This is a genomic window from Haloactinopolyspora sp., assembly GCF_027324685.1.
Classification (GTDB): Bacteria; Actinomycetota; Actinomycetes; order Jiangellales; family Jiangellaceae; genus Haloactinopolyspora.
Genome location: NZ_DAHVSH010000212.1, coordinates 1 through 12,612 on the forward strand (window position 1 = coordinate 1; position 12,612 = coordinate 12,612).

The 12,612-nt window shown below is 67.7% G+C and carries 11 protein-coding genes and 2 pseudogenes; 5 read left to right on the plus strand and 8 right to left on the minus strand.

Translation table 11 applies throughout. The features are described 5' to 3' along the window. Positions 1-290: pseudogene (locus M6444_RS22460) on the minus strand (DUF664 domain-containing protein); the annotation flags it as partial. 120 nt (positions 291-410) lie between these two features. On the opposite strand from M6444_RS22460, the gene M6444_RS22465 reads away from it, so the two are divergent. Continuing rightward, entirely contained in the window at positions 411-2,327 is a 1,917-nt protein-coding gene (locus M6444_RS22465) for a hypothetical protein (RefSeq protein WP_298332705.1), read from the plus strand. Here the strand turns inward: M6444_RS22465 and M6444_RS22470 are convergent, their stop codons facing one another. Then, the gene (locus tag M6444_RS22470) at positions 2,328-3,455 is read right to left on the minus strand and encodes an enolase C-terminal domain-like protein (protein ID WP_298332707.1); all 1,128 of its coding nucleotides are present in this window, start codon (positions 3,453-3,455) and stop codon (positions 2,328-2,330) included. It abuts the gene before it with no gap. Further along, the gene (locus M6444_RS22475; RefSeq protein WP_298332709.1) at positions 3,455-4,249 is read right to left on the minus strand and encodes a creatininase family protein; all 795 of its coding nucleotides are present in this window, start codon (positions 4,247-4,249) and stop codon (positions 3,455-3,457) included. The genes M6444_RS22470 and M6444_RS22475 overlap by 1 nt, the downstream gene beginning before the upstream one ends. 38 nt (positions 4,250-4,287) lie before the next feature. Here M6444_RS22475 and M6444_RS22480 point away from each other — a divergent pair, with 38 nt between their 5' ends. Then, positions 4,288-5,184: an ROK family protein gene (locus tag M6444_RS22480; RefSeq protein ID WP_298332711.1), complete on the plus strand. Its 897-nt coding sequence runs from the start codon at positions 4,288-4,290 to the stop codon at positions 5,182-5,184. Between the two features lie 2 nt (positions 5,185-5,186). On the opposite strand, the gene M6444_RS22485 is transcribed toward M6444_RS22480, so the two are convergent. Genes M6444_RS22485 through M6444_RS22505 form a run of 5 tightly spaced genes read right to left on the minus strand, consistent with a single transcriptional unit; the run spans position 5,187 to position 10,207 of the window. Further along, positions 5,187-6,008, minus strand: a complete 822-nt coding sequence (locus M6444_RS22485; RefSeq protein WP_298332713.1) for an ATP-binding cassette domain-containing protein — start codon at positions 6,006-6,008, stop codon at positions 5,187-5,189. A 2-nt stretch (positions 6,009-6,010) separates the two neighbouring features. Then, positions 6,011-6,820 carry an ABC transporter ATP-binding protein gene (locus tag M6444_RS22490; protein WP_298332715.1) on the minus strand — a complete coding sequence of 270 codons (810 nt, stop codon included), beginning with the start codon at positions 6,818-6,820 and terminating at the stop codon, positions 6,011-6,013. Further along, positions 6,817-7,707, minus strand: coding sequence for an ABC transporter permease (locus M6444_RS22495; protein WP_298332717.1), 891 nt, complete (start codon positions 7,705-7,707; stop codon positions 6,817-6,819). Before M6444_RS22495 ends, M6444_RS22490 begins: the two co-directional genes overlap by 4 nt. Then, positions 7,708-8,649 carry an ABC transporter permease gene (locus M6444_RS22500; RefSeq protein WP_298332719.1) on the minus strand — a complete coding sequence of 314 codons (942 nt, stop codon included), beginning with the start codon at positions 8,647-8,649 and terminating at the stop codon, positions 7,708-7,710. Then, positions 8,642-10,207: an ABC transporter substrate-binding protein gene (locus tag M6444_RS22505; protein ID WP_298332721.1), complete on the minus strand. Its 1,566-nt coding sequence runs from the start codon at positions 10,205-10,207 to the stop codon at positions 8,642-8,644. Before M6444_RS22505 ends, M6444_RS22500 begins: the two co-directional genes overlap by 8 nt. Positions 10,208-10,341: 134 nt before the next feature. On the opposite strand from M6444_RS22505, the gene M6444_RS22510 reads away from it, so the two are divergent. The 3 genes and pseudogenes from M6444_RS22510 to M6444_RS22520 form a co-directional block, all read left to right on the plus strand. Continuing rightward, complete coding sequence (locus M6444_RS22510) at positions 10,342-11,043, plus strand: helix-turn-helix domain-containing protein (protein ID WP_298332723.1); 702 nt, start codon at positions 10,342-10,344, stop codon at positions 11,041-11,043. Beyond that, positions 11,040-12,065, plus strand: coding sequence for a serine hydrolase domain-containing protein (locus M6444_RS22515; RefSeq protein WP_298332725.1), 1,026 nt, complete (start codon positions 11,040-11,042; stop codon positions 12,063-12,065). The genes M6444_RS22510 and M6444_RS22515 overlap by 4 nt, the downstream gene beginning before the upstream one ends. Before the next feature lie 159 nt (positions 12,066-12,224). After that, positions 12,225-12,612, plus strand: a pseudogene (locus M6444_RS22520) (hypothetical protein); the annotation flags it as partial.

Below are 12,612 nucleotides of genomic sequence, written 5' to 3' on the forward strand. Positions count from 1 at the left end.
ACTCCGTACCGGATCTGCTCGCGCAGGATGTCCGCGTGCCCGCAGTGCTGGGCGAGCTCACGCAGCATGTGCATGTAGACCCAGCGCAGCGGCAACGGGCCGCGACGGTTGCCGCGCACCACGTCGTCCAGGGTCATGGCGGCCACGGCTCGTCGCGAGGCTTGGCACGCCGCGCTGTGCGCCTCGCGGACCGAGGCGATGGTGTCGTCGTCGCCCAGGTCGAAGGTCTCGTCGGGGCCGGCCGGGATCCCCAGCTCCGCGCGGGACCGGGCGGTGACGGCCTCGTCGAACACCCGCGGATCATCGCACGCGCCAACGCGACGCGGGCCTTGACGGCGTGATGATCAACCGTCTAGCGTGAGCGCCCACATTGAATCGTTAAAAACGGTCACAGGGCGAGGGTGAGGCAGATGACCTCTGGCATCGACCGGCGTCAGCGATACGCGCGGCGCGCGAGTGGGCTTCTCGCAGCTGCCATGCTCCCTGCGCTGTTCACCACGGCGTTCCAGCCCGATGCGGCCACCGCCACCGCCACCGCCGCCGTCGAACGTCTGCCCGCCGCCGAGAAACCAGTCGATCGCCCTGCCGCTGCACAGCCGGGCCCCGACGATTTCGGCTATCTCACCGCCACCGACGATCTCGGCCGCACCCTGGCGCATTATGGCGAGGTCCCGGAACCGAGAGCGGACCGCTACGTCGGTCTGTTCTATTTCCTGTGGTTGGGGCAGCATTCCACATCCGGCCCGTACAACATCACCGAGATCCTCGAGGACCATCCCGAAGCGGTGCATGATCCCGACCACCCGGTGTGGGGCCCGGTCGGGTCATTCCACCATTGGGGTGAACCGCTGTTCGACTACTACTTCAGCGACGACGCCTGGGTCTTGCGTCGCCACGCGCAGATGCTGGCGGCCGCGCAGGTCGACTTCCTGTTCTTCGACGTGACCAACGCGTTCACCTACAAGCCCGTCTACGACCGATTGCTGGAGGTGTTCGACGACGTACGCCGGCAGGGCTGGGACGTCCCGCAGATCGCCTTTTACACCAACAGCAGCTCCGGTGCGACCATCGAGCAGCTCTATGCGGATCTCTATCAACCTGGCCGGTACCGCGAGCTGTGGTTCGAGTTCGACGGAAAACCGCTCATCATCGGAGATCCCGACGAGGTTTCCGACGAGATCCGCGATTTCTTCACCTTCCGGTTGAACCAGTGGCCGAACGAACCGATGAAGGAGAAGGGTTTTCCCTGGATCAGTTTCGAGCGCCCTCAGCAGGTCTTCGAGGTCGACGGTGAACCCGAGATCGTCAATGTGGCGGTGGCCGTCCACAACAACTTCCCGTTCAGCGATCAGCCCTTCTACGGCCACGGCACGAACTGGTCACGGAGCTTTCACGACGGTGCGATGGACCCGGCGCCCGACGCCTACAAGTGGGGCTACAACTTCACCGAGCAGTGGGAGCACGCAATCGACGTCGATCCGCGTATCGTGGCCGTGACCGGCTGGAACGAATGGGTCGCCCAACGTTTCACCGGTGATTTCCCGGGCTGGGACGGCGAGGAGGACCGGCCCGACGACCGGCCGGTCTTCTTCGTGGATCAGGCGACGACGGAGTTCAGCCGCGATGCCGAGCCGATGAAGGGCGGCTACAACGACAACTACTACCTTCAGTTGGTCGATTACATCCGGCAGTACAAGGGCCTGGGGGCGCAGGCGCCGCCCAGTGAGCCGCGGTCGATCGACATCGACGGCGATTTTGCGCAGTGGGCGGACGTCGAGCCGGTGTATCGCGATTTCGTGCGAGACACGCAGCCTCGGGCCCATGCCGGTTTCGGCGGGGCGGTCTATTCGAACGGCTCGGGTCGCAACGACTTCGCGGAAATGAAGGTGGCCCGGGACGACCGCTATCTCTACTTCTACGCCCGCACCGCCGAGCCGATCGTCCGGGCCGACCGGAACTGGATGTCGCTGTACCTCAATGTCGACGGCGATGGCGAGAACGGGTGGAAGGGACACGACTTCGTCGTGAATCGCGCCGTTGTCGACGACTCCCGAGCCACGCTCGAGGCGAGCCGGGGCGGCTGGGCCTGGCGGCGACTCGGCGACGTGAAGTACCGGACCGCGGGGAACGAGTTCCACGTCGCCGTCCCCCGCGCGAAGCTGGGCCTCCACGCGGGCGAGCGGCTGCACGTCGAGTTCACGTGGGCCGACAACGTGCCGGACGACGGCGACGTCATGGACTTCTACGTCGACGGCGACACCGCGCCGGACGGTCGATTCACGTATCTGTTCACCGAGGATGACGACCTACACCCGAGCGCACCGTGATCAGTGCGTCAGGTCTCCCTGCTCCTCGTTGAGCGCGGAGTAGTGAGCAAGTTTCTCCTCGTTGACCACGACGCCCAGGCCGGGCCCGCTGGGCAGGCCGAACGAGCCCTGGGTGAAGTCGAGCGGCTCGATGATGTCGTCGGCGTGCAGGTAGTACATGCTGTCGATCGAGCGGTCGAGGATCGGGGTGCTGCCGACGACGGCCAAGTGCGCGGCGGTGGCGATACCCAGCTCGCCACCGCTGTGCAGATTCATTCCCAGACCGAACGTGGAGCAGTGCGCGGCGAGGTGCTTGGTCGCCTTGATGCTGCCCCACTTGTAGATGTCACCGTGCACGACGTCGACGGCGCCGAGTTTGACCGCAGGGGCGAACTCCTCGAACCGCACCAGGCACATGTTGGTGCACAGGGGGATGCGAACGCGGCGGCGCACTTCGGCCATACCGTCGATGCCCACACACGGGTCCTCGAGGTACTCCAGGTCGAGCTCCTCGAGTTGAAGCCCGGCGCGGATCGAGTCCGGTACCGACCACGCCGCGTTGGGGTCGACGCGCAGGTTCACCTCCGGTAGCCGGGAACGGATCGCTCGCAGGATCTCGACGTCACCGAAGACGTCCTGGGTGCCTTTGAGCTTCACCGCGCCGAAGCCGCCGGTCTCGACGACGGCCGCGGCGTGTTCGGCCAGCGCTTGCGGCAGATCGCGGGGGGAGGCTCCCGGCGCGTCGGCACGGGTGATCAGCGCGGTGATGGGGACTCGATCACGGACGCGACCACCGAGCAGGTTCACCAGCGGTTGATCGGTGACCTTCCCGATCGCGTCCCAGCAGGCCACGTCGATGGCCGCGAGGGCGGCGTAGCCGAGGTAGCCGTGGAAGAACGGGACCATCTCGTGCTTGGCGTGGAACGCCTCGAGCTCGAAGGGGCTGCGGCCGACGAGTTCGTCGCCGAGGCGTCGCGCCAGTGTCGCGACGGGCTGGCCCCACATGGTCTCGCCCCAGCCCTCCACCCCGCCATCGAGCCGGATCCGCACGATGGTGCGCGTCTCGCCGGTCTTCGTCTCGAACGAGCTGGTGAACGGATTGGTGAGGGGGATGTTGACCACCCACACGTCGACCGCGCTGATCTGCATCAATGTCCCTTCTCAGCGTTCTCGGCGTTATCGGCCCGCGGCGACGCGGTGCCGTGGCTTTCGGCTGTGGCCCGATCGAAGGCGGTGATGGCGGCGGCGAGTTCCGCCGCGCGCGCAGCCAGCAGCTGCTCACCGGCCTCGGCGGTGGCCCCACGAGCGTCGTCGGTCACTCCGCCGACCCGCTCCCACTCGCCGTGCCGCTCGGCGAGGACGCCCGGATACGGCGGGTTCTCGAACAGCGGCGGGGGCTCCGGGGCGTTGTCCCAAGACGGTGGCCGGACCAGCGCCGGGTCGACAGCCAGCATCAACGATGTCTCGAATGCGCCGGCATGGCCGGGGGACCGGCCTGGATCGCCGACACTCCAGTAGTTCGCCGCAGCGATGGCGATGTCGTGGCGTAGTGCTGCCTGTTTGACCGCGAGCCGCACGGACTCGTCATTGCCGCCGTGGCCGTTGACGATCATCATCCGGCGGAAGCCGCATCGCACCACGCTGTCGACGATCTCGCCGAGGATGTCGATCAAGGTCTGTGCCGACACCGTGATGGCCGCGGCGAATGCATGGTGCGGGCTGAACCCGTAGGGCAACGTCGGCAGACGCACGATGTGCGGGCCGGCCGGGTCGAGCTTCGACAGTGCTTGCTCGACGACGGCGTCGGCGAGCAGCCGATCTGTCCCCAGCGGCAGATGCCCGCCGTGCTGCTCTTGCGAGCCGACCGGCAGCAGCGCGATCGAGGTGTCGGCTGCGGCTCGCAATTCGGCCCAGGTCAGCTCGGTGAGCTGGCATACAGTCATACCTTTGTCCTTGACTCTGGTGCTGAGGGAGTGCGGCGTTGCTGGGTGCGGTCGAACTGCTTCCCGGACTGATCCGTGCTGCCGTGGTCAGCAGTGAAGGGGCGGTGCGCCAGCTCGTCGAGCGCCCGCTCGATCCGCAGGCGTCGACCCGTCAGCTCGAACACGTCATCGCCGACGTCGCCCGATGTTTCGCGTTCCAACGGGTGCGCGGCATCGGGATCGCGTGCCCAGGGTTGGTCGACACCGGATCTGGTGCGATCGTCGAGTTGCTCGACCTGCCACAGCTGAACGGGTTCCCCCTGACCGAGGTGATCGCACGCCATGGCCGGGCGCCGACGGTCATCGAGCATCGGGCGCGGCTGCAAGCGATGGGTGATCGATGGTTCGGCCAGGGCCGGGGGCGCCGATCGTTCGCGTCGGTGACCACCGGTGAGACCCTGGGCGTCGGCATCCTCTATGACGGGCAGGTCATCGCGCCCCCGGGCGGGCGGAGCGGAGCCCACATGATCGTGGCCGCGGCCGGTGACGCGTGCACGTGCGGCGGCGTGGGCTGCTGGAAGGCGGTGGCGACGACGCCGTGGCTGCGTCGCCAGGCGCGGGCGGCGAACCTGAGCCCGGACGCCGGCCTTGCTGATCTGGTCGCCGCTGCCGCGACCGGTGACCAGCGCGCCGAGTCGCTGCTTGACCGGTACGCCGACAACCTCGCCCTCGGGCTGATCAACATTCAGCACCTGTTCGCCCCCGGCCTGTTCATCCTGCATGGCGAGGTGCGCTCGGCTCGTCCGGACTTCCACGCCCGGATCGAGCAGCGCCTGCTCGCGGTCACGTCGTGGAATGCCGAGGCCGAACGGCCACAGGTCGTGGTCGCCGACGTCGACGAAGGGGTGTCCGCGTTGCTCGGTGGAGCCGGTCTGGTGCTCACGCGGCTGGGTTGAGGTCATCGGGCCACCCGTGACCGCGCCGCCCGCAGCCTCGACCGGGACGGATCCGGCACCGGAACCGCGTCGAGCAGCGTCCGGGTGTACTCGTGCTGAGGTTGCTCGAACAGGGTGCCGGCCGGCCCGATCTCGACCACGGCGCCGTCTTTCATGACGGCGACCCGGTCGGCGATCTGACTGGCCACGGCCAGGTTGTGGGTGACGAAGACATAAGTCAGCCCGAGCTCACGCTTCAGCGCGGCCAGCAAATCGAGCACCTGAGCTTGAACGGACACGTCCAGCGCGCTCGTCGGCTCGTCGAGCACGACGATGCTCGGGTTCAGCGCGAGTGCTCTGGCGATCGAGATGCGCTGGCGCTGGCCGCCGGAGAATTCGTGCGGGTACCGACGGGCCGCGCCCGGCTCCAGCCCGACGGCCGACAGCAGCTCGTCCACCCGAGCTTCCCGCCACGCCCGCCCGGCGCGCCCCCGTGCCTTCGGCTCGTGCGTGACCAGCGGCTCGGCCACGATGTCGACGACGCGCAGCTTCGGGTTCATGCTGGAGTACGGATCCTGGAACACCACCTGCATCTCACGACGTAGCCGCTTCATGTCGGCGCCGCTGCTGGTGGCGAGGTCGACGCCGTTGATGCGTACCGTGCCCGAGGTGGGTCGGAGCAACCCGAGGAGGAGCCGGGTCAGCGTCGTCTTTCCGGACCCGGACTCCCCGACGATCACGACCGTCTCGGACCGCTGCACGGTGAGCGAGACGTCGTCGACGGCGAGGGTGGTCCGGCCCCCGGGAGCGCGGAACTCCTTGCGCAGCCGTTCCAGCTCGATCATCGTCACGCTCCCTCGCTCGCGCCGGCCAGTCGCGGTGTCGCGGCCAGCAGGCTGCGGGTGTACTCGTGTTGTGGCGCGGCGAACAGCGGCTCACAGGGCTGCTCCTCGACGATCTCCCCGGAGCGCATGACCGCGATCCGGTCGGCGACGTCCGCCACCACTCCGAGGTCGTGGGTGATCAACACGATGGCCATCCCGTGCCGGTCCTGCAGCTGGACCAGCAGCTCGAGGATCTGCGCCTGGACGGTGACGTCGAGGGCGGTCGTCGGCTCATCGGCGATCAGCACCTTCGGCCTGGTCACCAGCGCCATGGCGATCATGGCCCGTTGGCGCAGCCCGCCGGAGAGCTCGTGCGGGTACTGCTCGGCTCGCTCGTCCGGGCGCGGGACACCGGCTTGCGCGAGCGCCTCGACCACCGCCGAGCGGGTATCGCGCCGTGAGACGTCGCGGTGGAGCTGCAGCGTCTCACCGATCTGCCGACCCACCTTCTTCAGCGGATTCAGGCTGGTCATCGGATCCTGAAAGATCATGGCGATGTCGTTGCCGCGGATCGCGCGCAGCCGGGCCTCCGGCAGGGCGAGCAGGTCGTGCGCACCGAACCGGATCGTCCCGGAGCGGTACACCGCGGGCGGCACCGGGTTGAGTTGCAGGATCGACAGGGCCGTGGCCGTCTTGCCGCTGCCGGACTCGCCGACGATGGCGAGAGTCTCGCCTTCGGCCAGGTCCAGCGACACGTCTCGCACGGCGTGCACCGTCTCTGTGCCCAGCTCGAAGTCGACGGAGAGCTTCTCGATGCTCAGTACTGTGGTCATCGGCGATAGACCTTCGGGTCCGTGGCGTCGCGAATCGCGTCGCCGGTGATGTTGATCGCCAACGAGGTCAGCATCAGCGCCAGGCCCGGGAAGATCGCGATCCACCACGACGTGCCCAGATACAGCTGTCCGTCGGCGAGCATGCTGCCCCAGGTCGGGATGTGGGTGGGCACCCCGAGACCGAGGAAGCTCAGTGCGCTCTCCGCCACGATGGCCGAGGCGACGTTCAGCGTGGCGATCGTGGCCAGCGGCGCGACGACGTTCGGCAGCAAGTGGCGCCGGATGATCGTCAGGTTCCCGACCCCGATCGCGCGTGCCTCGGTGACGAAGTCGCGGGTCTTCAGGCTGACGACTTCCGATCGCACCACCCGGGCGTAGGACACCCACCCGGTCAGGCCCAGCACGACGATGACGATCCACAGCCCGCTGCCGAGGAAGGCGACGACCGCCAGCGCCAGCAAGATCGAGGGGAACGCCAGTTGTACGTCGGCCAACCGCATCAGGATCCAGTCGAGCCGACCGCCGTAGTAGCCGGCGAGCAGCCCGACGACGGCGCCGATCACCCCGGCCAGCATCGCCGCGGAGACACCGACCAGCAGCGAGATCCGGCTGCCGAAGACGAGCCGGCTGAACACGTCGCGCCCCAGGTGGTCGGTACCGAGCAGATGGTCGCTGTCGCCGGCCCACGACGGCGGCGCCAGTCGTTCGAGCAGATTCTGGGCCTGAGGGTCGTGCGGAGCGATCAGCGGAGCAAGCGCGGCGGTCAGAACCATCACGGCCAGGAAGACGACGGCTACCATGCCCCATCGGTTCTGCCGAAGCGCTCGCCAGGCGGTATGCGTGGGAGTCTGGGCGTCTTGCGAGGCTGCGATCGAGATACCGGCCATCTACTTCTCCAGCCGAACACGGGGGTCGATAGCGCTGTAGGTCACGTCGACGATCAAATTGATGACGACGAAGATCGCGGCGAACAGCAGCACGGTGCCTTGGACCAGAGGCAGGTCCCGGTTGGAGATCGCCTCGATGGTCAGTCGCCCGAGACCAGGCCAGGTGAAGACCTGCTCGGTGAGGATCGCGCCGCCCAGCAGGGTTCCGGTCTCCAGCCCGACGACGGTGATGACGGGCAGCGACGCATTGCGCAGGCCGTGCGAGACCACCGCATGCGTCGGGCCGAACCCCTTGGCGGTGGCCGTGCGCATGTAGTCCGAGGACAAGACGTCCAGCAGTGACGAGCGAAGCAGCCGGGCGATCACGGCGACGGAGTAGACGGCCAGCGTGACGGCGGGCAGGATCAGGTGACTCAAGGTCCCGTGGCCGGAGGCCGGCAACACCTGGAGCCGGACGGCGAAGATCAGGATCAGCACGATGCCGACCCAGAAGGCCGGGGTCGACTGCCCGAGCAGGATCAGCGTCATGATGCCCTTGTCGCTCGCGCGGCCGCGGCGCATGGCGGCGGCGATACCCGCCGGCACGGCGATGACCAGCGCGATGAACAGCGCCGAGACCGCCAGCAGAGCCGTCGCCGGCAAGCGGTCGGCGATGACCTGGGACACCGGCTGGTTGTAGAACAGCGAGTCCCCCAGGTCGAACCGGATCAACCCGGACAGGTAGTCGGCGTACTGGACCACCAGCGGCTGATCCAGGCCCAGCGTCGCGGCGAGTTCGTCGGCTTGTTCCGCGGTCGCATCGGGGGGCAGCAGCATCGACAGCGGATCGCCGGAGATGCGGACCAACAAGAACGTCACGGTCGCGGCGAGGAACATCACGACCAGCGCCGACAGCACCTTCGACGCCGCCGACCGCACCATCGCACGACTGCGCTCACTCATCGTGCACCTCCGCGTGTTCCATCACCAGCGCTCCGGTCACGTTCGGCTGCCAGTGCACGCGCGGGGTGTGCACCAGGATGTTGTCGATCTGGTAGAGGAACACGAACGGCGCTTCTTCTTTGAGCAGCCGCTGCAACTCGGCGAAGGCCTGCAGCCGCTCGTCGGGGTCGACCGACAATTCCTCGCGGTCGATCAACGCGTCAGCTTCGTCGGAGGTCCATCGGCTCTGTCTCCGGTCGCGCCGGACGTTGGACTGCACCAGGCTGGCGCCGTCGAGTGTCCAGCCGGTGCTCGCCGCCAAGTAGATGGGCCCGAGCGCGCGACGGTTCTCCGAGGTCAGGCGTTCGGAGTAGACGGCAGGGTCGAGCAGGTCGACCCGGGCTTCGACGCCGACTCGAGCGAGCAACCCGGAGATCGCTTCGGCGACGAACGCATCGGCGTTCGACGCTGTCAGCGTGGTCCTGAATCCGTCCGGGTAGCCGGCCTCGGCGAGCAGCTCCCGGGCACGGTCCAGATCACGTGAGTACGGCTCGATGGTCTCGTCGAAGCCGAACGATTCGCGGGGGATCATCGTCGGCACTTCGCGCGCCTTGCCGTCGAGCACCGCGTCGATCAGCCGAGGGACGTCGACGGCATGGTTGAGTGCCTGGCGAACGCGCCGGTCGGACAGCACCGGGTCCTCGGTGTCCAGGGACAGGTACGAGGTCCGGATGCCGGGGAAGCTGCTGGTCTCGATGCCCTGGTAGCCGCGCAGTTGCAAGGCCGCATCCGGGACGAGCCCGGTGATGAGGTCGACCTCGTCACTTTGCAGCGCGGCCAGAGCCGACGCCGGGTTCGGGATCGGCTTGAAGGTCAGCGACTCGATCGCGGGCGGGCCGTTCCAGTGGTCCGGGTTCGCCTCGAGTTCGAGTTCGACGGCGCGCTGGTAGCGAACGAACCGGAACGGCCCGCACCCCACCGGATGTTCGGCGAATGCGGCGTCACCGACCTCCTGCAGGTGCGCGGGCGGCACCATCACCCCGCCGAACAGCGAGAGCTTCTCCGGGATGATCGGGTCGGGCTGGTCGGTGTTGATGTCGACGGTGTACTCGTCGATGACGGTGACCGACGTGACGTAGCGCAACTCGACGATGGGGGAGGCTGTCTCAGGGTCGAGCAATCGTTCGATGCTGAACTTGACGGTCTCGGCGTCGAACGGTTCGCCGTTGTGAAAGCGCACCCCTTTGCGTAGCCGGAAGCGCCAGGTCAGCTCGTCGACGGGCGCCCAGTCCAACGCGAGCCGAGGGACCAGCTGGTTGTCGGGGTCGCGGCCGGTGAGCGTGTCGAAGATGTTGATGAGGACGTTCATCGACGGCATGTCGCCCTGCTTCTGCGGGTCCAGCGTTCGAGGTTCGCCGGGTTGGGAGACTCGGAGGCTGCGCCGCGACGTGCTGGCCTGATCGGTACCGCACCCCGACATCAGCCCGGACAGGGCTACGGCTGGGATCGCCACACCGGCCAGGCGAAGGGCCGAACGCCGCGTGATGCGGCGGTCCGGCGGCGATGCGCTTGCACCCATGTCTCTCCCACAGCTGTGCGACCGGTGCTCCCGCGGGTCCTTCGGTGACGGAAGCAACTCGGGCCAAGCATGGCGGTGCGTTCTGTCAAATGTAAACCCCATTCCGTATTTCGGAACGATGGTAGATTGCCCCCATGGACCAAGCTGAGCCCGTAGCGCTTCCCGGGGGTTCCGTTGAGAAGGCGTTCGCGCTGGTCGGCGAGTTGGCCGTGAGCGGCGCCCCACAACGCCTCGGCGACCTCGCCGCCAAGCTCGGCATGACCAAGCCGACCGCGCATCGGCTGCTTCGCTCGCTCACTGCCATGGGCTACACCAAGCCGCTGGGTGGCGGTCTCTACTCTGTGGGGCCGGCCCTCGTAGGCATCGCGGCCGCCACCCTCGGTGCGGTGAAGGAGCGTCCACTGGTCCGGCGCACCCTCGAAGAACTGCACGCCCGCACCGGACTGACAGCATCCTTCGCCATCCAGTCCGGTGATGCCGCCGTCGTCGTCGACAGCGTGGAACCCGACCAGGCCTACCGGGTGTCGCCACGGCTGGGCGTACCGGTTCGGCTCACCGAGTGTGCGGCGGGACGGGCCATGCTCGCCGCGGCCGCCGGGAACGAGGTCCCGACCGGATACGTCTACGACGACACCGAGCCGGTGCGGTCGCTGGCTGCCGCGGTCCGGCATCACCGTGGTGTGGTCGCCGGTGCGCTGCTCGTGACCGGGCTGAGTTTCACGGTGAATGCCGAGTCCGTCGAGGTGCTCGGCCCGCTCATCGTCGAGCAAGCCGGAGTGTTGTCGGCGACGTTGCAGGCCATGCTGCCAGCCGAGACCGTCGAGGGCATCGCGTGAATCTCGAGCAGTTGCTCACTCGGGGACGAGACCACGGCATCTACTCCGCGGCAGCATGGTCGGTCGGCACGGAGCGCGGCGAACTGTCCGGTGGTGTCATCGGCACGCGCTCATGGGACGGGCCTGCGCTCACCCGGTCCGATCTGTTCGACCTGGCCTCGGTGACCAAGCCGATAGCCGGGCTCGCGGCCATGGCCTTACTCGAACAGGGGCGGCTGACCCTCGACAGCACCCTCGGTGAACTCGTGCCGTTCTTCCGCGGCAGCGACAAGGCGGACCTGACGGCGCGTGATCTCATGTTGCACACGTCCGGGGTGCCCGGCCAGGTCCCGCTCTACCGTGATCACCCGACGCGCGAGTCGATGCTCGACGCGCTCCGAGACCTACCGCTGCGACGCAAGCCCGGGGAGGCCGTGGAGTACTCCTCTCAAGGCATGATCATGCTGGGAATGATGGCCGAAGCGGCAGGCGAAGCGACGCTGGACGATCTGGTGTCCACCTTCGTCACCGAACCGGCCGGAATGACCGACACGATGTACCGGCCCAGCGACGCCGACCGGGTGCGCTGTGTCGCCACCGAGAACTGTGCCTGGCGTGGCCGGGTCGTGGTGGGGGAAGTCCATGACGAGAATGCGGTCGTCCTCGGTGGAGTCGCTGCGCATGCCGGGTTGTTCGGCACCGTCGACGATCTCGCTCGACTCGGCCGTGCGCTGCTGGCCAATCTGACCGAGCGGGTGCTCCTGAGTCCGGTCACGCTCTCGGTCATGATCGAGAACCAGACCGGTCCCGAAGCGCGCGGGCTCACCTGGCAAGGCCGTGATCGCACCGGGTCACCCGCGGGTGATCTGGTCGGCCCGGCGACGTTCGGGCACACCGGGTTCACCGGGACCAGCCTGTTCGTCGATCCCGCGCTCGGCCGCTACTTCGTCCTCCTGACGAACCGCGTGCACCCCAGCCGCGACGGCGTCGGCATCCAGGCCGTCCGGCGGGCGTTCCACAACGTGGCCGTCGGGTCTGGTTGAGGCGCGAAATTTCGCTGTCACAGGCGAGCTCATCTCACGGCTTTCCCTGACAGGGGCGCATTCTCGCCGGGACGGTCACCTCTGATCTGGTGATCGTTTCTGTCGGGGGTGCCCGCCACCGTGGTCGTGTCCCACAACTTCTATGCAGGGAGAAGTGAGATGGCTGACGTGACGCTGAGCCGATGGAGAAAGTTCGGTTTCGACCGGCTCTACGTGAACGCGAGCGATGGCGCCAGAGTCGGCTGGGTCGATCTGCGCACCGGTGAGGTGAGCAAGGACAACGCGGCAGCGTGGCAGCCGGACCTCGACGCGGCGATCGACGCATGGTGTGCCGAGCAGGGAATCAACCTGCCGCCTTCCACTTCGTCGTCGCCGTCACCCCCGCCTCCGCCACCACCTGCCGCGGACAGGCTTGCACCGGAGATCGTCCCCGGATCGCCGCCAGTTCAAGCTCGCCCGCAGGGGAACGGGCGGCTTCGCCGTCCGGGGAAAGACCTGGCGAAGAACAAGCCCGGAGCCGCGGTGAAAGCTGCCGCGAAAGAACGCA

Bases quoted from the DNA above. Each gene is read 5' to 3' on its own strand.
- M6444_RS22465 (WP_298332705.1), top strand. From the start codon at position 411: ATGACCTCTGGCATCGACCGGCGTCAGCGATACGCGCGGCGCGCGAGT.
- M6444_RS22470 (WP_298332707.1), bottom strand. From the start codon at position 3,455: ATGCAGATCAGCGCGGTCGACGTGTGGGTGGTCAACATCCCCCTCACC.
- M6444_RS22475 (WP_298332709.1), bottom strand. From the start codon at position 4,249: ATGACTGTATGCCAGCTCACCGAGCTGACCTGGGCCGAATTGCGAGCC.
- M6444_RS22485 (WP_298332713.1), bottom strand. From the start codon at position 6,008: ATGATCGAGCTGGAACGGCTGCGCAAGGAGTTCCGCGCTCCCGGGGGC.
- M6444_RS22490 (WP_298332715.1), bottom strand. From the start codon at position 6,820: ATGACCACAGTACTGAGCATCGAGAAGCTCTCCGTCGACTTCGAGCTG.
- M6444_RS22495 (WP_298332717.1), bottom strand. From the start codon at position 7,707: ATGGCCGGTATCTCGATCGCAGCCTCGCAAGACGCCCAGACTCCCACG.
- M6444_RS22500 (WP_298332719.1), bottom strand. From the start codon at position 8,649: ATGAGTGAGCGCAGTCGTGCGATGGTGCGGTCGGCGGCGTCGAAGGTG.
- M6444_RS22505 (WP_298332721.1), bottom strand. From the start codon at position 10,207: ATGGGTGCAAGCGCATCGCCGCCGGACCGCCGCATCACGCGGCGTTCG.
- M6444_RS22510 (WP_298332723.1), top strand. From the start codon at position 10,342: ATGGACCAAGCTGAGCCCGTAGCGCTTCCCGGGGGTTCCGTTGAGAAG.